The organism is Curvibacter sp. GW821-FHT09D12 (assembly GCF_059416245.1).
In genome coordinates, this window is sequence record NZ_JBWKOU010000030.1 from 1 (window position 1) to 23156 (window position 23156).

The following is a 23156-nucleotide window of genomic DNA, read 5'->3' on the forward strand; positions in this document are numbered from 1 at the left end:
TTCTCTCATCGTCCACACCCCCTAGTTTCTTCTGTTTTAAGGATGCGACAACTATTCTGACGCGGGGGGCCTGCGCGTACCCCGTCAGCTCCACGTACCCTCGGCCCAGCAGGCGGCCCTGAACGTCGAACACCTCGCTCAAGCCCTCCCAGTAGATCGCCCCCGTCGATGCCCGGCTGTCCAGCTCCTGTGCTTCAACCACCGCTTTGACGACCCATGCCCACCCCGGCAGTTCCACACTCCATTGGGTTCTTTCCGGTTTGGATCACCGTTCGCGACATGCATTGTTTGTCAACTCACGCTGCGTCTGGAATCACCCAGCGCTCCGCTGCCGACCGAATGTGGGCCCGCATGGCGGACTCAGCCATCAAGGGGTCTCTGGCGACCAGGTTGCGATAAATCTGCTCGTGTTCTGCCAGTGCAGCGCTCCAAGTGGGTTGGCTTTCCAGTCGATTGCGCATGTGACTGGCCAGAGGCCGTTGTCTTTCATCGAAGAGGGTGCTGATCAGTGCCGTCAGCACCGAGTTGCCAGCCATCTCCGCAATGCGCACATGAAACTCTCGATCATGCGCCAACACATCCCGGCCCGCGATGATGTCGGCCCGCATGCCTTCGATGCTTTCCCGTACGCGTGCTAGCCCTTCCGTGGTGGCGTTCACGCAGGCGAGAACAATCACCGAGCCCTCGACCACCCCCCGGGCCTGCATCAATTCTGCAGGGCTCTCGCCCATCGGAATGGACATGGCAGGCCGTCGCATGGCTCGCGCGCAGACATAAACGCCGGATCCCATGCGGATCTCCACGCTGCCTTCGATCTCCAGCGCGATCAGTGCCTCGCGAAGCGAGGGACGTGACACCCCCAGTTGCTGCGCCAGGTCTCTTTCGGGAGGCAGGCGGCTGCCTTCGCGGAAATCACCGCTTTGGATCAGCACACGCACCCGATCTGCAATTTGTTGATACAGGCGTCTGGGCTCCAGGCTCTTTTCCAAGTCGTTCATAGGCAGGTTCATGTGAATTTTGGTCTGTCCAATTGGTCAGGCCAAAGGGGCCTTTGATGAAGTGTAAAGGCGATCAATGGACCTCTGAATGCGAGATTGTGAGCGATTCAGCATGAATTTGTCTCTTTCATGGTGGAATTCGGGTAAACCCGGTAAGGCCAATTTGCTTTGTGCATTCAAATTGGCCTTACCAAAAAGAAGATCAGGTGCCTTTGCATGGCACCGCCCATACCACCTTGAACTACGCTTTCGACTTCTCTGCTCCGCTCGCGTATGCCCCAGACCTGCTGGCCGGTGCGTGGACCACCTTGACGCTGTCACTGGCATCCACGTTCTTCGGCTTTCTGCTGGGGGTTCTTTGCGCCATCGCCAATACCAAGGGCACTCGCTGGATGGCGCGGTGTGCAGGGGCGTACATCGAGGTGATCCGGAACACACCCTTGCTGGTCCAGGTCTTCATCGTCTATTTCGGGCTGTCGTCGTTGGGTTGGCAGGTGGGCGCCTTCACCGCGGCCACCGTGGCGCTGGTCGTCAACGTTGGGGCCTACACCAGCGAGATCGTGCGTGCCGGTATTGAGTCCATTCCGAAAGGTCAACTGGAGGCGGCTGAGTGCATCGGCCTGAGCCGATGGCAGACCCTGTTGCATGTGGTGCTGCCACCGGCCATCGAGCGGGTGTACCCAGCGCTGACCAGTCAGTATGTGCTGCTGATGCTGGCCTCTTCGATATGTTCACAGATTTCGGCTGAAGAACTGACGGCCGTGGCCAACCGCATTCAGTCCGATACCTACCGATCGGTAGAAACCTACCTGATTGTGGCGCTCGCCTACTTGCTGATGTCTTTGCTCATGCGGGGCCTGTTCTGGCTGCTGGCCCGCCTCGCTTTCCCACGCCGTCGCCGTCTCGGCACCCCACTCTGACCTGTTACGGAGCACGACATGGGATTTCTCAATGCGGCGCATCTGCGCTTTTTGTTCGATGGTTTGCTGTGGACTGTGGGCCTGTCTTTGCTGGCGTTCGCGGGCGGCGGTCTGCTGGGCTTTGCCGTGGCGCTGGGCAGCTCTTATGGTCCGCGCTGGTCGCGTCTGCTGGCATCGCTTTACATCAAGCTGATCCAGGGCACGCCACTGCTGGTGCTGTTGCCGCTGGCCTATTTTGGCTTGCCGGCCCTGGGCCTGGACGTGGCTCCCCTGGCGGCGGCGGCCCTGGCTTTGTCCATCTACGTGTCGGCTTACCTGGGTGAGATCTGGCGCGGCTGCATCGAGTCCGTGCCGCGCACCCAGGCCGAGGCCGCCGAATGCCTGGCCCTGCGCTGGCACCAGCGGGTGTGGCATGTGATCCTGCCGCAGGCCATCAAGATCGCCACGCCGCCTACCGTGGGCTTCATGGTGCAAATCGTCAAAAACACGTCGCTGGCGTCGGCCATCGGCTTTGTCGAGCTGGCCCGGGCCGGGCAGATCATCAACAACTCCACCTTCGAGCCCTTCGTCATCTTCATGATCGTTGCCGCGCTCTATTTCGTCCTGTGCTACCCGCTGTCGGTGCTGAGCCGCAGCCTCGAGAGGAAATTCCATGTCGCCCATCGTTGAGATCGACAACATCTCCAAGTGCTTTGGCAGCACGCGTGTGCTTGAAGGGGTGTCCTTCACCGTGCGCAAGGGCTCGGTGGTGGCCATCATCGGCCAAAGCGGCTCGGGCAAGAGCACCGCTTTGCGCTGCATCGACCGGCTCGAAACCGTGGACAGCGGGCACATCAAGGTCTGTGGGCACGATGTGACCGGCCCGGGGCTGGACCTGCATCAGCTGCGCCGCGACGTGGGCATCGTGTTCCAAAGCTACAACCTGTTTCCTCACCTCACGGTGCTGCAGAACATCATGCTGGCCCCGCGCCTGGTTCAGAAGGCTCGCAAGGCCCAGGCCCGGGACACGGCCCTGGCGGTGCTCAATCAGGTGGGCCTGGCTGACAAGGCCGAACACTACCCCTCGCAGCTCTCGGGCGGGCAGCAGCAGCGCGTGGCCATCGCACGGTCGCTGGCCATGTCGCCCCAACTCATGCTGTTCGACGAGGTGACCTCGGCCCTAGACCCCCAACTCACCGGCGAGGTGCTGCGCGTGATGGAGCGCCTGGCGGCTGACGGCATGACCATGATCCTCATCACCCATGAGATGGCTTTTGCCCGCAAGGTGGCAGACGAAGTCATCTTCATGCACCGCGGCCGCGTGTGGGAGCACGGGCCTGCCTCCATCCTCGACGCGCCCGCTACCACCGAGTTGCGCGACTTCGTCGGCAACGGCCTCTGATCCGCTCATTCCATTCATACCCAGGAGACAAACCCATGAAAGCCCGTCGTTCCCTCATGCTGCGCACCCTGCTGGCCTCGGCCGCCTTGCTGGCCCTGGGCCAGGCCCCGGCCCATGCCGACCTGCTCAAGGACATCCGTGAAGCGAAGAAGATTCGCATCGCGCTGGACACGGGCTCGCCCCCTTATGGTTTTGTGGATGACGCCCTGAAGCCCGTGGGCTCCGACGTCGAGACGGCCCAGATGCTCGCCCATGACCTGGGCGTGGCCATCGAAGTGGTGCAGACCACCAGCCCCAACCGCATCCCATTCCTGCAGACTGGCAAAGCCGACATCGTGGTCGCTTCGCTGTCCGTCACGCCCGAGCGCGAAAAGGTGATCGACTTTTCGGCGCCCTATGCCCAGATCCAGGCGGTCGTGGCCGGGCCCAAAGGGGCCGACATCAAGGGCTTTGACGACCTCAACGGCAAGCGCGTGGCCACCACCCGGGGCTCCAACAACGACAAGGTAGCCACCCAGTCGGCCAAGGGTGCGCAGATGGTGCGCTACGACGACGACGCCACCCTGGTCACCGCCACTGTGAGCGGCCAGGCCGACATCATTGCCACCTCGCCAGCCATCGTGAACACGGTGCTGGCCAAGGCTCCTCAGAAAGATCTGGCCATCAAGTTCGTGATGCAGACCGTGCCGCTGGGCATCGGCCTGCGCAAGAACGAGCCCGAACTCAAGGCCTGGCTCAACGACTGGATCAAGCGCAACACCGACAACGGCAAGCTGGGTGCGATCTACAAAAAGTACCACGGCGGCTGATCCGTCCACTCCACCCACTCCTCCTCTACCCACCCGCCACCGAGATCCCGCCATGCTGACCGTCATCTGTGAAACCCCCGGAACCCTGCGCGCCCTGGAGCGCGACCGCCCCAGCCGCGGCGAAGGGGAGGTGCTGGTGCGCGTCAAGCGCGTCGGTGTGTGCGGCACCGATCTGCACATCTTCACCGGCAACCAGCCCTTTTTGCAGTACCCCCGCGTGATGGGGCACGAGTTGTCGGGCGTGGTCGAAGAGGCGGCGCCCGGCGGTCGCCTGGCCGTGGGCGATGTGGTCTATGTGATGCCCTACCTGTCGTGCGGGCAATGCGTGGCCTGCCGGCAGGGCAAGACCAATTGCTGCGTCAACATCCAGGTGCTGGGCGTGCACCGTGACGGCGCCTTCACCGAGTATCTGTCGCTGCCGGAAGCCTTTGTGCACAAGGCCGAGGGCGTCACGCTCGACCAGGCTGCCATGATCGAGTTCCTGGCCATCGGCGCTCACGCGGTGCGCCGGGGCCGGGTGCAGGCCGGCCAGCGCGTGCTGGTGGTGGGGGCCGGGCCCATCGGCATGGCCGCCATGATCTTTGCCCACCTGCGCGGGGCTGAAGTCACGGCCCTCGACGGGCGCCAGGACCGACTCGATTTTTGCCAGCGTGAGCTGGGCCTGACGCGCACCGTGGCCTTGGGAGAGGGCGATGAGGCCCAACTGGCCGAAGCCAGCCAGAACGAGTTCTTTGACCTGGTGTTCGATGCCACCGGCAATGCCCGGGCCATCGAGCGCGGCTTCGCCTTCGTCGCCCACGGCGGTCAATACGTGCTGATCTCGGTGGTGCGCGACACCATCAGCTTCTCTGACCCCGAGTTCCACAAGCGCGAAACCACTTTGCTGGGCAGCCGCAACGCCACCACCGAAGACTTCGAAACCGTGTTGAGTGCCATGCGCGCCGGCCAGGTGCCCACCGCCGCCCTCAACACCCACCGCATGACCCTGTCCGATGTGCCCGCCCACTTTGCCACCTTGCTGGACCCGAAGCAGGGCGTGGTCAAGGCCATCGTCGAAATCTGAGCCCGCCACCGCCATGGTCCAACCCATACTCCAGTTCGGCACCAGCCGCTTTCTGCAGGCCCACGTCGACCTGTTCATCGCCGAAGCCCTGGCCCAGGTGCCCGGGGCGGGCGACGCCCTGGGCGGTATCACCGTGGTGCAGACCACCGACCGCGCCGACGGCGCGGCACGCATTGCCGCACTGGCCCTCGGCCAGGGCTATCCGGTGCGCGTGCGGGGCGTGGCCGGTGGGCAGCGGGTGGATCGCCTGCAACACTGCGATGCCGTGCGCGAGGCCTGGCACGTCAACACCCGCTGGCCGGCCCTGCGTCAGGCCGTGGCCGAGGGCCATGTGACGGTGATCGTGTCCAACACGGGCGACCAGGGCTACCAGCTGCACGAGCAGGACGGCCCCGAGCTACTCGCCCAGGCCAGCCCCGCACCGCACAGCTTCCCGGCCAAACTGCTGGTGCTGCTGCACGGGCGCTGGCAACAAAGCCCCAACAAAACCCTCACCTTGCTGCCTTGTGAGCTGGTGGAGCGCAACGGCGAGGTGCTGCGCGACCGGGTCTGCCAACTGGCACTGCAGTGGGGCCTGCCCGAAAGCCTGCAAAGCTGGCTGCGCCAGGGGCCCGTCTGGGCCAACTCCCTGGTCGATCGCATCGTCTCCGAGGCCATCGACCCCATTGGCGCCGTGGCCGAGCCCTATGCCGTGTGGGTGGTCGAGCGCCAGGCCGGTTTGCAACTGCCCTGCCGGCACCCGGCCATCGTGCTCACCGACGACCTGGCCGCGCACGAGCGCCTCAAGCTGTTCCTGCTCAACGCGGCCCATACCTTTCTGGCCGAGCGCTGGCTGATCGAGCAGCGCCCCGTGGCGGAGACCGTGCGCCAGGCCATGGCCGATATCCCCCTGCGCGCCGAGCTAGAAGCCTTGTGGCGTGACGAAATCCTGCCCGTGTTCCAGGCCTTGGGCGAAGGCCCCCAGGCCGAGGCCTACCTGCGCGACGTGCGCGAGCGCTTCGAAAACCCTTTTCTCGAGCACCGCATCGCCGACATCGCCCAGAACCACGCGGCCAAAAAGCTGCGACGCCTCGCCCCCATCGTGGCCTTGGCGGCCCAGCGCGCGCCTGGCCTGGTGCAAGCGCGCCTGCAGTCCGCACTGGCCCCTACGCCTTGATGCGCCCCCCAACTGACTCCACCCAGCGCCCGTCCATGACCTCCGACCCCCTCACCCCAGCGCCCGCCCTGCAACTGTCCGCCCTCGACAACGTCGCCGTGGCCCGTCAGGCCCTGGTGGCGGGCCAGGCCCTCGCGCTGGGTGCCGGCCCGGCCGTGCTCGTGCAAGAGCCCATCCCCTCCGGCCACAAGGTGGCCTTGCAGCCCATCGCCAGTGGCCAAGCGGTCTACAAGTACGGTCAGCGCATCGGTCTGGCCTGTGCCGACATCGCGCCGGGCCAGCACGTGCACGTGCACAACCTGGCCATGGTGAACTCGGATGGTGCTCAGCACCCCGGGCAGGGCTACGTGCCCACCGTGCCGGCCGGCGATGCCTTGGGCTTTGACGGCTTTGTCCGTGCCGATGGTCGTGTGGGCACGCGCAACTACCTGGGCGTGATCGCCAGCGTCAACTGCTCGGCCACCGTGTGCCGTCACATTGCCGATGCCTTCAAGGGCGAAGCCCTGGCCGCCTACCCGCATGTGGATGGCGTGGTGGCCATCACCCATGGCAGCGGGTGCGGCATGGGCGGTGATGGCGAGGGCCTGGCGCTGTTGCAGCGCACCTTGCGGGGCTATGCCAGCCACCCCAACTTTGCGGGTGTGCTGGTGATTGGTCTGGGTTGCGAGGTCAACCAGATCGCCCCCCTGGTCAGCGAGATGGCGGCCCGCCCCGCGGGCCTGTTGGCCAGCCTCACCATCCAGGACGAAGGCGGCACCCGCGAGACCATTGCCGCGGGCAAGGCGATCGTGCAGGCCATGCTGGCCCAGGCCAATCAGTTTCAGCGCCAACGGGTGCCGCTGTCGCAGCTCACCGTGGGCCTGCAATGCGGCGGCTCGGATGCTTACTCCGGCATCAGCGCCAACCCGGTGCTGGGCGCCGCGGTCGACCTGCTGGTGCGCCATGGCGGCCGGGCCATTCTTTCTGAAACCCCCGAGATCTATGGCGCCGAGCATTTGCTGACCCACCGTGCCGCCACCCCCGAGGTGGCCCAGCGCCTGATGCAGCGCGTGGCCTGGTGGGAGCGCTATGCCGCTCTGCACGGCGGTGACCTCAACAACAACCCTTCGCCCGGCAACAAGGCGGGTGGCATCACCACCATCCTCGAGAAATCACTGGGCGCCGTGGCCAAGGCCGGCTCCACCGGCCTCATGGAGGTGCTCGAATACGCCCAGCCGGTCCAGGCCCCGGGCCTGGTGTTCATGGACACCCCGGGCTACGACCCGGTCTCGGCCACGGGCCAGGTGGCCGGTGGGGCCAACCTGATCTGCTTCACCACCGGGCGCGGCAGCACCTATGGCTGCAAGCCCACGCCCTCGCTCAAGCTGGCCTCCAACACCCCCATGTTCCAGCGCATGTCGCTCGACATGGACTTTGATTGCGGCGGCGTGGTCGACGGGCGCCAGACCGTGCTCGAAGCGGGCCAACACCTGTTTGCCCTCATGCTGGCCACGGCCTCGGGCCAGCGCAGCAAAAGCGAGGACAACGGCCTGGGGGACAACGAGTTCCTGCCCTGGCAACTGGGCGCGGTCATGTAGGCGAGGTGCCCGCCTGGGTCATTTGTGACGAGATCTGTCGCAATTTGAGAAAATCTGAGGCGGTATCTAATTGTTTCCGGGCTTACCCGGATAGGCCCAACTGGGTGGCGCTCTAACCTCCCCTGCGAGAACAACAACCCAGATGGAGCCCCACGATGAGCGTTCAATTCAAGATCAACGGCAAGCCGGTCACGGCCCAGGCCGAGACCGACACCCCCTTGCTGTGGGTGATCCGTGACGAGCTGGGCATGACCGGCACCAAGTTCGGTTGCGGCGCTGCCCTGTGCGGCGCCTGCACCGTGCATGTCAACGGCCAGCCCGCACGGTCCTGCCAGACCCCGCTCAGCGCCGTGGCCGGCAAGAACGTGGCCACCGTCGAAGGTCTGTCCAAGACCGCCAACCACCCGCTGCAGGTGGCCTGGCTCAAGCACGAGGTGCCCCAGTGCGGTTACTGCCAGTCGGGCCAGCTCATGAGTGCGGCAGCCCTGCTGTCGCGCAACAACAACCCCAGCGATGCCGACATCGACGCGGCCATGAGCGGCAACCTGTGCCGCTGCGGCACCTACAACCGCATGCGCGCCGCCATCAAGGATGCCGGCGCCATGATGCGCAACAAGGCCTGACCCCGGGAGACCCACATGAACAAGCACCAATCTGTTGCCAACACCTCCCGCCGGGCCTTCCTCAAGACCTCCACCGCCGCCACCGGTGGCCTCATCATGGGCGTCAGCCTGCCCCTGCTGGGCGCGGGCGCTGCGCAGGCCGCCGGCACCGTGCACACCCCGAATGCCTGGGTGCACATCGCCGACGACAACCGCATCACCCTGATGGTGGCCCGCTCCGAGATGGGGCAGGGCGTCTACACCTCCATGTCGATGCTGATTGCCGAAGAGCTCAACGTCGGCCTCAAGCAGGTCCAGGTGGTGGCCGCACCACCGGCGGCCGTCTATGTCAACGCCCTGTTGGGCGCGCAGATCACCGGTGGCTCCACCTCGGTGCGTGACGGCTGGGAGAAGCTGCGCGTGGCCGGCGCCCAGGTGCGCCAGATGCTGCTGCAGGCAGCCGCCAACCAGTGGAGTGTCGACGTGGCCAGCCTCAAGGCCGACCAGGGCATGGTCACCGGCCCGGGCGGCAAAAAGGCCAGCTACGGCCAATTGGCTGAAGCCGCTGCCAAGCTGCCCGTGCCCGAAAAGCCCGCCCTCAAAGACCCGAAAGACTTTGTCCTGGTGGGCAAGCGCACCAAGCGCATCGACACCCCCGCCAAGGTCAATGGCACGGCCGAGTTCGGCATCGACGTCAAGCTGCCCGGCATGGTCTACGCCTCGCTGGCCCAGTGCCCGGTGATTGGCGGCAAGGTGGTCAGCTTTGATGCCGCCAAGGCCAAGAGCATGCCCGGCGTCATCGATGTGGTGCAGATCCCCGACGGCGTGGCCGTGGTCGCGGCCAGCTGGTGGCAGGCCAAAAAGGCGCGCGACACCGTCACCATCCAATGGGATGAGGGCGCTGGCGCCCAGCTCAGCAGCGAAGGCATGATCAACAGCACCCGCGCCGCCGCTGCCAGCACCAAGCCCATCGAGATCGCCAAGCCCCAGGGTGACGTGGCCGCCGCCTTCAAGGGCGCAGCCAAGGTGGTCGAGGCCGAGTACGTGCAGCCCCTGCAGGCCCACGTGCCGCTCGAGCCCATGAACTTCACGGCCCATGTCAATGGCGACAACATCCTGCTGGTGGGCCCCACCCAGTTCCAGCAAGGCGCGCAGGGGGCCGTGGCGGCGGCGCTGGGCGTCAAGCCCGAGGCCATCACCCTCAAGACCACCTACCTGGGCGGAGGCTTTGGCCGCCGCCTTGAGTTGGACTTCATCGTGCAGGCGGCCCAGATCTCCAAGGCCGTCAACAAGCCGGTCAAGCTGGTCTGGACGCGTGAAGACGACTTCACCCACGACTTCTACCGCCCCGTGGCCGTCAACCAGCTCAAGGCCGGGCTCGACGCCAGCGGCAAACCGGTGGCCATGCACTTCAAGGTTGCCTCGCAGTCGGTTACCCAGCGCGCCTTCGGCCTGCCCGCCAACACGCTGGATCCCTTCATGGCCGAAGCCTCGGTGCCGGGCTACAACATCCCCAACACCCAGCACGACCTGGTCATCCACGATGCCGGCCTGCGCGTGGGCTACTGGCGCGCGGTCAGCCACAACATGAACGCTTTCGCCAACGAAAGCTTCATCGACGAGCTGGCCCTGGCCGCCGGCCAGGACCCCTACCGCTACCGCCTCAGCCTGCTCGAAGGCAAGCCCCGCTTTGCCAACGTGCTCAAGCTGGCCGCCGAGAAGGCCGGCTGGGGGCAGCCGCTGGCCAAGGGCCGGGCCCGCGGCATCGCGCTGATGGAGGGCTATGACACCTACATGGCCCAGGTGGCCGAGGTCAGCCTCAACGAGGCGGGTGAGGTGCATGTGCACCGGGTCACCGTGGCGGTCGATCCGGGCCACATGGTCAACCCCGACACAGTCGAGGCCCAGATCCAGTCCAGCGTCGTGTTCGGCATGGGGGCTGCCCTCAAGCACCAGATCACGCTCGAGGCCGGTCGCGTGCAACAGACCAACTACAACACCTTCCAGCCGGTGCGCATGTTCGAGGCGCCCAAGGTCGACATTGTGCTCGTGCAAAGCCAGGAAAAGCCCGGAGGCATCGGCGAGCCCGCCACGGCCGTGGTGGGCCCCGCCATTGCCAATGCGGTGGCCGCGCTCACCGGCAAACGGGTGCGCCGCCTGCCCATCACGGCCGAAGCGCTCAAACAGGCCTGAGCCAGGCCTGAACGAGGCCTGAACGGCCCGGGCCCCCACTGAAGACCCAGCCCAGACCAGGGCCGTGTCTTCGGGCCATGGCCGGCCACCGTCATTTCGGCAGCCCAAGCCGTCAGAATGACAAACTGCCCTGTTGCCACCGGCACTTTGTGCTCTGGCAACGGTGCAGCACCCCGCCTAGACTTTTTCTCATCGATCCACCCCTTGAGAGAGAGTCCGCCATGTCCCGCAATTCCCACACCCCCCTGCGCAGCGTCCTGGTCCTGGGGGCCGGCAAGGTCGGCGGCACCATCGCCGACATGGTGGCCGAGGCCCACCAGCTGCCCGTCACCCTGGCCGACCAGCAGCGCGCCACCCACCCCTACGACGCCCTGGTGCAGCCCCTGCAGCTCGACGTTCGTGACCCGGCTGCCCTCGCTGCGGCCCTGTCACAGCACCCGGTGGTGATCAATGCCTTGCCCTACTTCCTGGCCCAGACCGTCGCGCCCCAGGCGGCCCGGCTCGGGGTGCACTACTTCGACTTGACCGAAGACGTGGCCGCCACCCAGGCCATCCGCCAGTTGGCGGTGGGCGCCCGCAGCCTGCTCATGCCCCAGTGTGGCCTGGCGCCGGGGGTGATCGGCATGTTGGGCATGCAACTGGCAGAGGGCTTCGACGAGTTGTTCGATCTGAATCTGCGCGTGGGCGCGCTCACCCGCCACGCCACCAACCGCCTGCGCTACAACTTCACCTGGAGCATCGACGGCGTCATCAACGAGTACTGCCAGCCCTGCGACGCCATCGTGCAAGGCCAGCGCGTCAGCACCCAGGCCCTGGAGGGGCTGGAGCAACTGCTGCTCGATGGCGACACTTACGAAGCCTTCAACACCTCGGGTGGGCTGGGCACCCTGTGCGAAACCCTGCAGGGCCGCGTGCGCAACCTCAGCTACAAAACCCTGCGCTACCCAGGCCACCGCGACGCCATGGACTTTCTGCTGCATGACCTGCGCCTGATCGAACAGCGCGACCTGCTGCGCCAGGTGCTGGACCACGCCGTGCCGCACAGCCGTGACGACGTGGTCATCGTGCATGCCTCGGCCACCGGCCTGCGCCAGGGCCGCCTGGAGCAACAGACCCGCCTCGCCCGGGTGCAAGGGGGACTCTTGCGGGGGCGCCTACGCACCGCCATCGAGCTGAGCACCGCCGCCGGCGTGGTCGGGGTGCTGGAGCTGCTGCAACGCGGCCAACTGCCCGCAGCGGGCTTTGTCCGCCAGGAGCAGGTGCCCCTGCAGGCCTTGCTGGCCACCCGGGTCGGTCACCACTACGCCGGCCTGCGCGAGGCGGCTCAACCTGGCCTGGATGTTGCGACAGCCTCTGCGCCTGCAGGGGCAGCGACGGTGCCGCTCCTGCGCAAGGCACTTGCCGTTCACGCCTGATCGTGTGCCGCTCAAAAGCTGTGCGGTGGCATACTGGGCCGCGTCGGCCATGCGCCTGCAGCGCGGCGGTGCGTGGCTCGGTGGCCTGGCCGCCGCACAGACCAACAAAAGGGGTTTTTCAATGAGTAGCACGGTTGCCGTTCTGGGCGCTGGCATGGTGGGCGTGTCTTGCGCGCTGGAGCTTCAACGGCGTGGCCACCAGGTCACCCTGGTCGACCGATTGGGGCCCGGACGAGAGACCTCCTACGGCAATGCAGGTGTGCTGACCCGCAGCTCACTGATCCCTTTCAACAACCCCGGCCTGTGGGCCAGCCTGCCCACCCTGCTCAAAAACCGCACGGCCCAGTTCCGCTACAACCCGGCCTTTCTGGCGCGCCACCCGGGCTGGGGGCTGGGCTTTCTGGCCCGGGCCCGGCAGGCCCCCTTCCAGCAGACCGCCGCGGCCCTCGACGCCCTGATCCGACTCAGCCAGCCAGCCCATCGCCAGTGGTTGGCGGAGGCAGGGCAGGGCCACCGCCTGCGCGAGAACGGCTGGATCTTTCTGTACCGCAGCCAGGCCGCCTTCGATGCGGGCCAATTGGGGCGCGACGCCCTGGCCCAGTTCGGCGTGCAGACCGAGCCTCTGGATGCTGGTGCCCTGCATGCGCTGGAGCCGCACCTGCGCCCCCTGTTCCCCCGCGCCCTGTGGGTGCGCGATGCGGCCTCGGTCGACAGCCCCGGTGCCGTGACCGAAAGCTATGCGGGCCTGTTCACCGCCCGTGGCGGGCGCCTGCTGCAGGCCCCGGTGCAGGGCCTGGCCCGCACCGGGGCTGACGGTGGCTGGCAGGTTGATCTGGGTGAGGCCGGCCCGTTGGCCGCTCAGCGCGTGGTCCTGGCCCTGGGCCCTTGGAGCAAGGGCTTTTTGCAGCAGCACCTGGGCCTGTCGGTGCCCATGGCTTTTGAGCGCGGCTACCACATGCACTACGCGGCCGAGGGCGAGGCCACCCTGAGGCGGCCCGTGTACGACAGCGCCGGCGGCTACGTGCTCTCCCCCATGGCCCAAGGCCTGCGCCTGAGCACCGGGGTGGAGCTGACCGAGCTCGACGCCCCTCCCAACCACACCCAACTGGGGCTGGCCGAAACCGCTGCCCGCCAGGCTTTTGGGCTGGCAGAGCGGCTGGAGTCCCAGCCTTGGCTGGGCCGACGCCCCACCTTGCCCGACAGCCGCCCTGTGATCGGCGCGGCACCCGGGCGACCCGGGTTGTGGCTGGCCTTTGGCCACCAGCACATCGGCTTCAGCACCGGGCCCGGCACGGCCTTGCTGCTGGCGGCCTTGATGGACGGCCAGTCCCCGCCGTTGGACGCCACACCCTTCCGGCCAGAGCGCTTTGTGCGCTGAGGCCAGCGTCCAGGCCTCGCAGAGTACCTTTCGTCCGCTACAGTGGACGCATCGCGCCCCTGGCCCAGGCCAGAGGGCCGGCCTCCAGCCTTGAACCTTTGCATCCCCCATGGACGTCAAACTCGACGACACCGACCGCCACCTGTTGAGCCTGCTCCAGGCCAACGCCCGTGAACCCGTGGCCAACCTGGCGCGCAAGCTCCAGATCGCCCGTACCACTGTGGCCGCGCGCATCGCGCGCCTGGAGCGTGAGGGCGTGGTGGCCGGCTACGGCGTGCGCCTGGGCCAGCCGCTGGAGCGGGCGGCCGTGCGCGCCTGGTGTGGCCTCAGCGTCAATGCCAAAAAGGCCAGCGCCGTGCTGCAGGCACTGGAGCGCCTGCCTGAGGTGGAAGAGTTGTGTGCCGTCAGCGGCGCCTTCGACTACCTGGCCCTGCTGTGCTGCAACACGCCCGAGCAACTGGACCGCCTGCTGGACCAACTGGGCCAGATCGAGGGCATCCACCAGACCCACACCTCGCTCATCCTCAGCCGCAAGATCGACCGCCGCAGCCAGGTTTGAGCGGGTTGACGCGTCAGGCGAACACCGAGCGCGTCACCGCCAGCAGCTCCTGGCTCACAAAGCGTGCCAGCGGGTCAGAGGCGTCGCGCCGGTGCGTCACCATCGAGATCGGCAACACCAGGGTGCGCCAGGGCAGGGGCACGATCCTCAGATCGCCATGGCTGCCGAACAGGCGCGTCAACATATCGGGCAGCACCGCCACCAGCGGGCTTTGCTTGACCACAAAGGGGATCGACAGCGGGTTGGCCGTGTGGGCTACCACCTGCCGAGTCAGGCCCAACTGCTGAAACACCTTGTCCACCAGGCCCGGCCCATCGCCGGCATAGCTGGTGTGGATGTGGGGCAGCCGGGCCAGATCCGCCGGCCGGGGGCGGGCCGGCACCTGCAGCAGGGTCGGGTTGTGCACGCAGCTGAAACCCGAGCGAAACAACAGCACCGGCTCGTGCACGCTGCGCAGCCGGGGGAAATGCCCCAGCGCCATGCGGATTTCGCCTGCGTCCAGTTGCTCCAGCTGTTGCCAGGCCGGCACCGGGCGCACCGACAGGCTCAAGCCTGGGGCCTTTTGCCGCAAGGCGGCCACCAGGCCGGGCAACAGCAGGGCCTCCAGCGGATCGTTCAGGCACAGGTCAAAGCGCTCCTGCACGCGCAAGGGGTCAAAGACGGCCTCGCTCAGCGTCATGGCCTGGGCCTCGGCCAGCCACTGGCGCACCCGCGGTGCCAGGGCCTGGGCGCGGGCCGTGGGCACCATGACCGCCCCTTCGCGGTACAGGATGTCATCGCCCAGCCACTCGCGCAGCCGGGCCAGCGCGTGGCTCATGGCCGGCTGACCCACGCACAGCCTCGCTGCGGCGCGGGTCACGCTGCGCTCGGCCACCAGGGCATCCAGCGCCACCAGCAGGTTCAGGTCCAGGCGGCGCAGCGCGGTGTGATCAAAATCAGCCATGTTGATGTTGTGCATCAGAACAATCGATTGGCGTGATTGTGCCGCTCTGGGCAAACTCAAGCGAGATCATCGTTTCTTCAGCCTGCTGCAGGGCTGCCTTTTGCCCATGTCTGTTGCTTCCGTTTCCACCCTTCAGGTCGCTCGCGATCGCCCTTCCACCGCCGCGCTCTTGCTGGCGCTGGCCGCCGTGACCAGCGTGGAGTTTCTGGAGAACGGCCTGGTCCTGTTCGGCGCCGGGCCCATCATGGCGGGCGCCGGGGTGTCGGCCTCGGCCTTTGCCCTGGTCTATGCCGCCTATGGCGCCGCGGCCGTCTTCATGCTCTACAAGCACCAGTGGGTGGTCGAGCGCCTGGGCTACCGTCGTTTTGTCGGCCTGTCGCTGCTGGTGTTCGGACTGGGCTCGGGGGTCTGCGCCAGCAGCCCGGTCGATGGCAGCGTGCTGTCACTGGCCCTGGGTCGATTGCTGCAGGGCCTGGGGGGCTCCACCTTCTTCGTGGCCGGGCGCATGCTGATCAATGAGCTGCCGCCGGAGCGGCGCTTCCACGGCCTGCTGACCTTTGTCTGTGCGCTGCTGGGGGGCACCGCGCTGGCGCCGTTGGTGGCCGCCGGTCTGCTGGGCCTGGGGGGCTGGCGGGCGCTGTTCGGGTTCGGCCTGGTCTGGGCTGCGCTGGTGGGCTGGGCTGCCAGGGCCTGCCTGCCGGACCAGCGCAGCGCGCCCCACGAACGCTCGCAAGAGCATTGGGCCTGGCTGCTGGTCGTGTTGGCCGGTGTGTGCGGCCTGCAATGGGTGATCCAGCAGATCCCGCTCCAGCGCGCCGACGAGCTGCCCGTGCAGGGCTTGGCCGTGGCCCTGCTCTCGACCTTGGTGCTCAGCCTGTTTGCCTGGCGCCAGTGGGGGCGCGAGCGCCCCCTGATCAACTACCGTGGGCTGGTGCAGCGGCGCTACCTGGTGGGCCTGGTGTTCTATGCCCTGGGCTACTTTTTGGCCGGCGCCATGGGTTTGCTTCTGCCCTGGATGCTGCACCAGGAGCTGGGTCTGTCTTTGCTGGCCACGGCCTTGTGGACCTCTCTGGGCCTGTTGAGCAGCGTCGGCATGGCCTTGCTGCACATCTTTGCGGCGCAACGCTGGCCGCGCCACCAGGGCTACATGCTGTCGGGGGTGCTGCTGCAGGCGCTGGCCTGCCTGCTGCTGTCACAGGTTCAGGGGGGTGGGCCGGGCTCGGGTTGGAGTGCGCTGGCGCTGGGGCTGGGCACGGTGCTGAGCGGCCTGTCGCTTCCCCTGTTCATCGGCCCGGTGGCCCAGGGCACCTTTGTGGAGCTGCCCCAGGCGGTGTTCTCGCACGGCTACCAGGTCAAGAACATCGTGCGCCAGCTCAGCCTGTCTTTCAGTGTGGCACTGCTCACGGGTTTGCTGCACCAATTGGGCGAAGGCCGCCTGGCCAGCCTGGGGGGTGCTTTGCAGGGCCTGGGGGCCTGGCTGGGCACGCCGGTGGCCCAGCCGGCGGCCTGTGTCTTCTTGTTGCTGGCCGGTCTTTCCGTACCGCTGGCCCTGGCCGTGCTGCTGCAGCGCGTGTTCCGCTAGGTGGGATGGGCAGGGCGCGCCGCCCGGGCGTTTACGACATTTTTGCGCCCAGCCTGCCAGCTTCATCGGCATTTTTACGCGCTCCTTTTTAAGCTCATCCCCGAGTGCCAAGCCCCCAAGGCACGTCGGAACCCACGCATGAGCCTGTTCGCTTTTCTCTTGTCACCCTTGCACACGGCCGGCCCGCGCATGGCTGCTGCCGGGCATCGCCCACCTGCTGCCCCGGCAACCCGTTCGCTTGAAAGAATGCGTGTCACCGTGGCCGCCTGCGAGGCGGCCCAGGCGCGCCAGGCCGTGGCGACCTGCCCGAACAGCCGCATCGAATGCTGCCTGCCCTGGCCCGCCGATGCCCGCGTGCAGCTGCACATCAGCCACCCGGCAGGGCAGGCGGCCGCTTTGCGGCGCTGCCTGCAGCGTGCAGTGCCCAGTTGCGACTGGGGCTCGATAAACCCCCCGCTACACCCTCGGCTCAACCCTCCGCTCAATCCACCTTCGCCCCGGCACCGCTGAGGGCTCAGCCCTCGGTGCCAGAGCGTGCTCAGTGCTTGCACTGCAGCCACAAGGCGTTTGCGCGGCCGCCTGCCGATGACCCATAGCCGTGCACAACCTCCATCGCCATCACCGGATGGCAACCCTTCCATGATCAAGACAAGCCACGTTCTGGCGCCCCTGGCGCTCACCCTGTTTTGCAGCGCCGCCCTGGCGCAGGCCAGCGGCGAACCCGCTGCTGCCGACGCCTCGGCACACACGCTCACCGGCAATCTGAGCCTGGTGTCGGACTACCGCTTTCGGGGCATTTCCCAAAGCTGGCGCCAGCCGGCCGTGCAAGGGGGCTTTGACTACACCCATGCCAGCGGCTGGTACCTGGGCAACTGGAACTCCAGCGTGTCGTCCAACAGCTACAACAACGGGGCCAGCCTGGAGGTCGACCTCTATGGCGGTTACCGCTTTGATCTGGCGCCGGAGTGGGGCGCCGACCTGGGCCTGCTGCACTACCTCTACCCGAGCGCACGCCTGAACAGCGCACCGGCCCAGCCGAGCGCCAACGCTTACGACAACACCGAGCTGTACGCCGGCCTCAGCCACGGCCCTTTCAGTGCCAAGCTCTCGTATGCGGTCAGCGATTATTTCGGCCTCAAGGGCGACACTGCCGCCTATGCCTACTGGAGCGCCTTGCCCAATCGGGGCGGCTCGCGCGGCAGCACCTACCTTGACCTCAACTACAACCTGGATCTGGGGGACCAGCTCACGCTCGGCCTGCACCTGGGGCACACCTCGGTGCGCCATTACGGCGAGCTTTCTTACACCGACTACAAAATCGGCCTCGCCAAAGATTGGCATGGCCTGAACTTTGGGGCCGCGCTGGTGGGCAGCAACGCCGACACGGCGTACTACCAGGCGGGCAATTCGGCCGGGGCCGACGCCAGAAAGCTGGGCCGCCCCAGTGTCGTGCTCTCGCTGGGCAAGACCTTCTGAGCGTCGCCGCCGCTTCGTCATCAAGCGCCGCGTTTCGGGTCTGAGGCGCGGCTGCCCAGGGGTTCCGGGCAGGCTGCCGCTGGCCGCCAGATTCACGCACACGCAACTGCCGGCGGCAGCGGCGTCCTGCCCCGGGGCCTTGGCGGCTCGCGCACCTCGATCCGTGCGGCTCAGCTCACCGGTTCCAGGCTGGGCTGTGGGTTCAAGGCCTGCCTGGCGGCCCGCACATCAGCCCATATACCGGCCAATACATCGGCGGATCGGACTGGCGCGTCGACCCGGCCCAGCGCCTGGCTCAGGCGGGCCTGGGCCTCGGCCTGGCGTGCCGTGCCTTGCCACAGCCGGGCCAGCGCGGTGGCGCAGCGCAAGGCCAGCAGGTGGGCGCCCTGGGTCTGGGCCAGTTGCCAGCCCTGCTGGTACAAGCCGGCCACCTCGGCGGGGTCGGCGTGCGGCTGGCTCAGCAGTGCATCGCCTTGCAGGCGCAGAAAGTCGGCCACCAGGTGCAGGTCGTGGTTGGCCTGGGCGCGCGTCAGCGCATCGCGGGTCACGGCCAGGGCCTCATCGCTGCGCCCCAGGCGCAGCAGTGCGTCAGCCAGGATGTGCATGAACGTCAGCTCGATGATGCGAAACGCCTGCCGGGCACCGGCCACGCCCTGGTGCAGGGTGTCCAGGCCGCGGTCATCGCCCTGGGTGGCCAAGGTCCAGCCCAACACCGTGGCGCCACCGGCTTGCCACAACAGCAACTGGTGACGCTGCCCATGGGCCAGCAACTCGTGGCTCAGCGCTGTCGCACCCTCCAGGTCGCCCAGGTGGCGGTGCAGCACCGCAGCGCAACCCAGCGCATAGCCCAGGCTGTGGGCGTGATCCAGGTGGCGCGCGTGCTGCAGGTTCTCCTGCGCCAGGGTGCGGGCCGACTCCAGCCGCCCCTGCAGCCAGCAGACCCAGCTGAGCAAGGCCCGGGCAGCCACGCCGATGTCTTCGCCAAAGCGGCGCACCAGGGTGTTGCCTGACACCTGGCGGCTCAGCGCCACGGCGGCCTCCAGGTGGGCCTGGGCCTGCACCAGTTCGCCCAGCCACAGGGTGTTGTTGCCATAGGCATAGGCCACAGCCAGCTGGGTGGCGGCGTCGGGGCTGGGGCCGGCCTGGTCGCGCAGGCGGTCGGCAAACTCCAGTGGGTGTTCGTCGGCGCTGCTGCGCCCCACCATCCACAGCCCCCACATCAGGGGGAAGCGGTCCTGCTCGGGTGGGGCCAGCGCGCTCAAGGCCCAAGCCTGCATGAAGCAGGTCTTGGCGGTCTCGGAGCCATATCCTTCGGTGGCCACCAGCAAGGTGCCCAGGGCCACCTGCAGCTCCAGTTCGGTGCGCACCCGGTAGGCCTCCGTGGGCGGCAGGGCCTGCAAGGCCACCAGCCCCGCCTGAAAGTCGTGCAGGGCCTCGGCGTGGGCCGAGCGGTCGGCAGCCTGCCGGCCGGCGGCCAGCCAGGCCTGGGCCGCGCCCGGGTCGGTGGCTTCGCTCAGGTGGTGGGCCAGGATTTCGGGGTGGGCCTGCAGGCGTTCCGCAAAGTGGGTGCGCAGCACCTGGGCCAGCCGGGCGTGGATGGCCCGGCGCTCGGCCTGGGCCAGCGACTGGTAGGCCGCATCGCGCACCAGCGCATGCTTGAAATGGTAGGCCCCGCTGCGCTGCCGGCGCAGCAGGCCCGAGCGCAGCAGGGCCTCCAGCCCGTCGGCCACCCGGTCGGCTGGCTCACCCAGGGCCAGCAGCAAGGCGTCGCTGAAGTCACGCCCGATGGCTGCCGCCAGCTGCGCGATGTGTTTGGCCGGCCCCAGGCTGTCCAGCCGGGCGGCCAGCACATCCCACAGCGAGTCGGGCACTTGCTCGCTCAGGCCCGCCAGCCAGGCGCGGGTCAGTTCTTCCACAAACAGAGGCACGCCATCGGCCCGGCTGACGATGGCGGCCTGCCAAGCCTCGTTCAGGGCTTGGGCCCCAGCCAGGGCCTGCACCAGTTCACGCGCGGCGTGGGTGGACAGCGGGCCCAGCGTCATTTCAGCCATGCCGCTGTGCGCCAGGGCCGGGGGCAGGGCCTGGCGTGACGTGGCCAGCAGCAGCACAGGGCCCCCCAGGGCTACCAGGCGGGCCAGGGTTTCCAGCGTGGCCGCGTCGGCCCAGTGCAGGTCGTCCACCCAGAGCAGCATCGGATCGCCCCGGCCCAGGGCCACGATCAGTTCGCACAGCAAGGCTTGCTCGTGGCGTTTGCGCTCGGCCGGGTGGGTGTCGTCCTGGGCGGCAGCTTCGGGGGGCAGAGGCCTGTTGTCCAGCAGCCCCAGCAAACGTTGGAGCTGGTCCGGCTGCTCCAGGCCCAAGGCGGCCAAGGCCTGGCCCAGGGTTTGCTGGTTCAACGAGGCGGCATCGCGGTCCAGCCCCAGCCATGCGGGCAGGCTCTCGAGCCATGCGAAGTAGGGCGTGTGGGCCGATTCGGCCTGGCAGCGCAGTGTGAGCACCTGGGCACCCTCCTGCTGCACCTGGCGGGCCAGTGTGGCCGCCAGGCGCGATTTGCCCAACCCGGGTTCCGCGCGCAGCAGCAGGGCGGCGGCCCGCCCGCCCTGGCCCACCTGCTGCCACAGCTGGTTCAGTTGCGCCAGTTCGCTCTGTCGGCCCAGCAGCCGGGGGGGCTGGGGCTCACTCGCCTGCGGGTGGGCGGGCAGGGGCCGCCGGCCCAGCAACAGGGCGTGCGAGGGGGCATCAGGGCCCTCCAGCATGCTCAGCTGGAAATGGTTGTGCAGCCGCCGTTGCAGTGTCGGCCCCAGCACCAGTCCCCGGGCCGGGGCTTGCCAGGCCAGGCGACGAGCCTCTCGGGCCAGGGTGCCTGCTTCGTCGGGCCGGTTGGCATCGCTGCTGCCATGGCTCCAGCCCACGTGCAGGCCAACCCGCCAGCTCAAGGCGCCCAAGGGCTGCCAAGCGGCGGCCAGGTCCAGCGCGGCTTCGGCGGCGTCCCGGGGCGCCTGCTCCCGCGCCACCGGGTGGCCAAAATAGGCCAGCAGCTCGGCGCGCTCGGCCAGGGCCACATGGGCACCGCGCGCCTGCAGGCTGGCCTGCGCGCTGCTCAGGGCCTGCTGCAGCAGGGTGCTGGCGTCGTCGCCGGGGTGGTGCAGGTCCAGTTCGGCCACCAGGGCCACCAGCCGGCGCCGCTCGACCCTGGCCGGCCGCTCCGTGCCGGCGGGGGCCTGGCTTTGGCACTGGCGCTGGATCTGCTCGGCCAGTTGCAGGGTCTGCGGGCTGGGGCGCACCCCCAGCTCTTGTTCCAGCTGGCGCTCGAAGGTGTCGAAGTGGGCCAGGGCTGCCTCGGGGCTGTGGCGGGCCAGCAACCGCATGCAACTGCGTTGCAGCGATTCGCGCCAGGGCTCCAGCTCGATGGCACGCCGGGCATGTTGAAGGGCGCGCGCCGCTTCGTGGCGCTGTTCGTGGTGGGTGATCAGCTCCTCCAGCAAGGCCAGGGCCCGCCGATGCAATGCATCGCGGCGTGCCAACAGCCAGGCCTCGAACTCGGGCGCATCGGGCAGGCTCAGCCCGCTCAGCAGGGGGCCGCGGTACAGCGCCAGTTGCTGCTCCAGCCGCAGGGCCAGTTCCTCCGGGCTGATCACCACCGCAGTGGCGCTGCGCTCGAACGCCGGCACGTCGAAATGGATCAGTGCCTGGTCGCTCAGGCGCAGGGCGCGGTGGCCGCCACCAATCCAGTCAGCCCCGGCCGGGCCCAGGCAGCGGCGCAGATCGAACACGCAGCGGCGCAGATTGGCCCGGGCCTGTTCGGCTTCCAGGTCGGGCCACAGCAGAAGGGCCAGGGCCTCGCGCGGGTGCTCAGCAGGCTCCAGGGCCAGGTAGGCCAGCAGGGCGCGCACCTTGTCGTACGGAAACGCCAGCACCGGGCCCTCGTCGAGGCGAACCTCGAAGGGACCGAAAAACCGCAACGACAGACCTGCCCCGGGAGCACTTGAAGAGAGAGATGTCACCATTCAACAAGCCGCTCGTCTGGCCGTGGCGGGGCTAAATGTTAAAAATTGATTCTAGATGGACGGTCGATTCCCTCTGGATGGGTTTGCATTTTTGTTACCAAATGACACCTGAAAGCCGGTGCGGCGGCCGGAGGCCTTAGCGGGCAAACGACTGTTTCAGAAACTCGATGAAGGCGCGCACCCGGGTGGCCGATTGGTGGCGCTGCGGGTACACCGCATGGACGTCGGCATCGGGTGTGGCGTAGCCCGGCAGCACCTGCACCAGGCGACCACTTTGCAGATGGCGCTCGATGTCCCATTCGGCTCGCATCAGGATGCCGTGCCCCTCCAGGGCCCAGTTGACGGCAATTTCACCGTCGTTGGTGCTCAGGGTACCGCGGGTCTTGATCGATTCGGTGCGGTCTTGCCGACCCCGCAGCGGGGTCAGGCGCCACAGGCCATACGCCTCTTCGCCCTGGCGGATGCCGATGCAGTTGTGCCCGATCAGGTCGTTGGGCACCTTGGGGGTACCGAACTTTTTCAGGTAGGCCGGGGCTGCGCAAAGCAGGCGCCGGTTGGGGGCGATGCGCTGGGCAATCACCCGCGCATCGGGCGGTGCGCCGAAGCGGATGCAGACGTCGTAGCTGTCGTCGGTCAGGGCTGGCGGGTTCACCGACAGCTGGAGCTGCACCTCCACCTTGGGGTAGGTGCGTGCGAAGCGCGAGATGATGGGGGCGATGTGGGTGCGCCCGAAGCCCAGGGTGGCATTCACCCGCAGCAGGCCGCTCGGGGTCGAGCGCGAGACACCCAGCAGCTCGGCCATGTCGTCGATCTGACCCAGGATGCGGCGTGCATGGGCCAGGTACAGCTCGCCCTCGGGCGTCAGGCTCATGCGGCGCGTGGTCCGGTTGATCAACAGCACCCCCAGCCGGGCCTCGATCTGGGCCAGGTGCTTGCTCACTGCCGGGGTGGTCACCCCCAGTTCGCGGCCCGCGGCGCTCAGGCTGCCAGCACTGGCCAGCACCGAGAAAAACCCCAGGTCGGCAGGTTGAATGAGCTCGGACATGGCGTGATTGTTGAATTCAAGTAAACGATGGTTTCACTATAGCGGCGCGCCA

Annotated in this window: 19 protein-coding genes and 1 pseudogene; 15 read left to right on the forward strand and 5 right to left on the reverse strand. The window is 67.6% G+C overall.

The window, feature by feature from the left end; translation table 11 throughout:
• Together AC07PT_RS27385 and AC07PT_RS27390 are read right to left on the reverse strand one after the other, a co-directional pair.
• Positions 1–238: pseudogene (locus AC07PT_RS27385) on the reverse strand (hypothetical protein); the annotation flags it as partial.
• A gap of 58 nt (positions 239–296) precedes the next feature.
• On the reverse strand, positions 297–998 hold the full coding sequence (locus tag AC07PT_RS27390) for a FadR/GntR family transcriptional regulator (RefSeq protein WP_494658796.1): 702 nt from the start codon (positions 996–998) through the stop codon (positions 297–299).
• Positions 999–1234: 236 nt separating this feature from the next.
• Between AC07PT_RS27390 and AC07PT_RS27395 the strand changes: the two genes are divergently transcribed.
• The 12 genes from AC07PT_RS27395 to AC07PT_RS27450 all read left to right on the forward strand — a co-directional run bounded on the left by AC07PT_RS27395 (position 1235) and on the right by AC07PT_RS27450 (position 14051).
• Positions 1235–1918, forward strand: a complete 684-nt coding sequence (locus AC07PT_RS27395) for an amino acid ABC transporter permease (protein ID WP_492350484.1) — start codon at positions 1235–1237, stop codon at positions 1916–1918.
• An 18-nt stretch (positions 1919–1936) separates the two neighbouring features.
• Positions 1937–2587 carry an amino acid ABC transporter permease gene (locus AC07PT_RS27400; protein WP_494658797.1) on the forward strand — a complete coding sequence of 217 codons (651 nt, stop codon included), beginning with the start codon at positions 1937–1939 and terminating at the stop codon, positions 2585–2587.
• Entirely contained in the window at positions 2571–3299 is a 729-nt protein-coding gene (locus AC07PT_RS27405) for an amino acid ABC transporter ATP-binding protein (RefSeq protein ID WP_494658798.1), read from the forward strand. The genes AC07PT_RS27400 and AC07PT_RS27405 overlap by 17 nt, the downstream gene beginning before the upstream one ends.
• 35 nt (positions 3300–3334) lie before the next feature.
• Entirely contained in the window at positions 3335–4108 is a 774-nt protein-coding gene (locus AC07PT_RS27410; protein WP_494658799.1) for a transporter substrate-binding domain-containing protein, read from the forward strand.
• 52 nt (positions 4109–4160) lie between these two features.
• On the forward strand, positions 4161–5171 hold the full coding sequence (locus AC07PT_RS27415; RefSeq protein WP_494658800.1) for a zinc-binding alcohol dehydrogenase family protein: 1011 nt from the start codon (positions 4161–4163) through the stop codon (positions 5169–5171).
• 13 nt (positions 5172–5184) lie between these two features.
• The gene (locus tag AC07PT_RS27420; RefSeq protein WP_492350448.1) at positions 5185–6327 is read left to right on the forward strand and encodes a mannitol dehydrogenase family protein; all 1143 of its coding nucleotides are present in this window, start codon (positions 5185–5187) and stop codon (positions 6325–6327) included.
• Positions 6328–6362: 35 nt separating this feature from the next.
• Positions 6363–7904, forward strand: coding sequence for a UxaA family hydrolase (locus AC07PT_RS27425; protein ID WP_492350449.1), 1542 nt, complete (start codon positions 6363–6365; stop codon positions 7902–7904).
• A gap of 155 nt (positions 7905–8059) precedes the next feature.
• Complete coding sequence (locus AC07PT_RS27430) at positions 8060–8527, forward strand: (2Fe-2S)-binding protein (RefSeq protein ID WP_492350450.1); 468 nt, start codon at positions 8060–8062, stop codon at positions 8525–8527.
• Between the two features lie 15 nt (positions 8528–8542).
• Positions 8543–10699 carry a xanthine dehydrogenase family protein molybdopterin-binding subunit gene (locus AC07PT_RS27435; protein ID WP_494658801.1) on the forward strand — a complete coding sequence of 719 codons (2157 nt, stop codon included), beginning with the start codon at positions 8543–8545 and terminating at the stop codon, positions 10697–10699.
• 221 nt (positions 10700–10920) lie between these two features.
• Complete coding sequence (locus AC07PT_RS27440) at positions 10921–12114, forward strand: saccharopine dehydrogenase family protein (RefSeq protein WP_494658802.1); 1194 nt, start codon at positions 10921–10923, stop codon at positions 12112–12114.
• Between the two features lie 121 nt (positions 12115–12235).
• The gene (locus AC07PT_RS27445) at positions 12236–13492 is read left to right on the forward strand and encodes an NAD(P)/FAD-dependent oxidoreductase (RefSeq protein ID WP_494658803.1); all 1257 of its coding nucleotides are present in this window, start codon (positions 12236–12238) and stop codon (positions 13490–13492) included.
• A 109-nt stretch (positions 13493–13601) separates the two neighbouring features.
• Positions 13602–14051 (forward strand): Lrp/AsnC family transcriptional regulator, encoded by a 450-nt coding sequence (locus AC07PT_RS27450; protein WP_494658804.1) that lies wholly within the window; start codon positions 13602–13604, stop codon positions 14049–14051.
• Between the two features lie 13 nt (positions 14052–14064).
• Here AC07PT_RS27450 and AC07PT_RS27455 read toward each other — a convergent pair whose 3' ends face one another.
• A complete protein-coding gene (locus AC07PT_RS27455) occupies positions 14065–15009 on the reverse strand; it encodes a LysR family transcriptional regulator (RefSeq protein ID WP_494658805.1) in 945 nt (314 codons plus the stop codon).
• Positions 15010–15100: 91 nt separating this feature from the next.
• Here AC07PT_RS27455 and AC07PT_RS27460 point away from each other — a divergent pair, with 91 nt between their 5' ends.
• From AC07PT_RS27460 to AC07PT_RS27470, 3 genes are all read left to right on the forward strand, one after another.
• Positions 15101–16576 carry an MFS transporter gene (locus tag AC07PT_RS27460; RefSeq protein WP_494658806.1) on the forward strand — a complete coding sequence of 492 codons (1476 nt, stop codon included), beginning with the start codon at positions 15101–15103 and terminating at the stop codon, positions 16574–16576.
• Between the two features lie 138 nt (positions 16577–16714).
• Positions 16715–17086 carry a hypothetical protein gene (locus AC07PT_RS27465; RefSeq protein ID WP_494658807.1) on the forward strand — a complete coding sequence of 124 codons (372 nt, stop codon included), beginning with the start codon at positions 16715–16717 and terminating at the stop codon, positions 17084–17086.
• Between the two features lie 129 nt (positions 17087–17215).
• On the forward strand, positions 17216–18052 hold the full coding sequence (locus AC07PT_RS27470) for a TorF family putative porin (RefSeq protein WP_492350458.1): 837 nt from the start codon (positions 17216–17218) through the stop codon (positions 18050–18052).
• Between the two features lie 170 nt (positions 18053–18222).
• Here the strand turns inward: AC07PT_RS27470 and AC07PT_RS27475 are convergent, their stop codons facing one another.
• Both AC07PT_RS27475 and AC07PT_RS27480 read right to left on the reverse strand, forming a co-directional pair.
• Positions 18223–22059: an ATP-binding protein gene (locus tag AC07PT_RS27475; protein ID WP_494658808.1), complete on the reverse strand. Its 3837-nt coding sequence runs from the start codon at positions 22057–22059 to the stop codon at positions 18223–18225.
• Between the two features lie 136 nt (positions 22060–22195).
• Positions 22196–23104: a LysR family transcriptional regulator gene (locus AC07PT_RS27480; protein ID WP_492350460.1), complete on the reverse strand. Its 909-nt coding sequence runs from the start codon at positions 23102–23104 to the stop codon at positions 22196–22198.
• Between the last annotated feature and the right edge of the window lie 52 nt (positions 23105–23156).

Bases quoted from the DNA above. Each gene is read 5' to 3' on its own strand.
- AC07PT_RS27435 (WP_494658801.1), top strand. From the start codon at position 8,543: ATGAACAAGCACCAATCTGTTGCCAACACCTCCCGCCGGGCCTTCCTC.
- AC07PT_RS27405 (WP_494658798.1), top strand. From the start codon at position 2,571: ATGTCGCCCATCGTTGAGATCGACAACATCTCCAAGTGCTTTGGCAGC.
- AC07PT_RS27430 (WP_492350450.1), top strand. From the start codon at position 8,060: ATGAGCGTTCAATTCAAGATCAACGGCAAGCCGGTCACGGCCCAGGCC.
- AC07PT_RS27475 (WP_494658808.1), bottom strand. From the start codon at position 22,059: ATGGTGACATCTCTCTCTTCAAGTGCTCCCGGGGCAGGTCTGTCGTTG.
- AC07PT_RS27410 (WP_494658799.1), top strand. From the start codon at position 3,335: ATGAAAGCCCGTCGTTCCCTCATGCTGCGCACCCTGCTGGCCTCGGCC.
- AC07PT_RS27455 (WP_494658805.1), bottom strand. From the start codon at position 15,009: ATGCACAACATCAACATGGCTGATTTTGATCACACCGCGCTGCGCCGC.
- AC07PT_RS27480 (WP_492350460.1), bottom strand. From the start codon at position 23,104: ATGTCCGAGCTCATTCAACCTGCCGACCTGGGGTTTTTCTCGGTGCTG.
- AC07PT_RS27415 (WP_494658800.1), top strand. From the start codon at position 4,161: ATGCTGACCGTCATCTGTGAAACCCCCGGAACCCTGCGCGCCCTGGAG.
- AC07PT_RS27465 (WP_494658807.1), top strand. From the start codon at position 16,715: ATGAGCCTGTTCGCTTTTCTCTTGTCACCCTTGCACACGGCCGGCCCG.
- AC07PT_RS27460 (WP_494658806.1), top strand. From the start codon at position 15,101: ATGTCTGTTGCTTCCGTTTCCACCCTTCAGGTCGCTCGCGATCGCCCT.
- AC07PT_RS27400 (WP_494658797.1), top strand. From the start codon at position 1,937: ATGGGATTTCTCAATGCGGCGCATCTGCGCTTTTTGTTCGATGGTTTG.
- AC07PT_RS27390 (WP_494658796.1), bottom strand. From the start codon at position 998: ATGAACGACTTGGAAAAGAGCCTGGAGCCCAGACGCCTGTATCAACAA.
- AC07PT_RS27445 (WP_494658803.1), top strand. From the start codon at position 12,236: ATGAGTAGCACGGTTGCCGTTCTGGGCGCTGGCATGGTGGGCGTGTCT.
- AC07PT_RS27440 (WP_494658802.1), top strand. From the start codon at position 10,921: ATGTCCCGCAATTCCCACACCCCCCTGCGCAGCGTCCTGGTCCTGGGG.
- AC07PT_RS27470 (WP_492350458.1), top strand. From the start codon at position 17,216: ATGATCAAGACAAGCCACGTTCTGGCGCCCCTGGCGCTCACCCTGTTT.
- AC07PT_RS27420 (WP_492350448.1), top strand. From the start codon at position 5,185: ATGGTCCAACCCATACTCCAGTTCGGCACCAGCCGCTTTCTGCAGGCC.
- AC07PT_RS27425 (WP_492350449.1), top strand. From the start codon at position 6,363: ATGACCTCCGACCCCCTCACCCCAGCGCCCGCCCTGCAACTGTCCGCC.
- AC07PT_RS27450 (WP_494658804.1), top strand. From the start codon at position 13,602: ATGGACGTCAAACTCGACGACACCGACCGCCACCTGTTGAGCCTGCTC.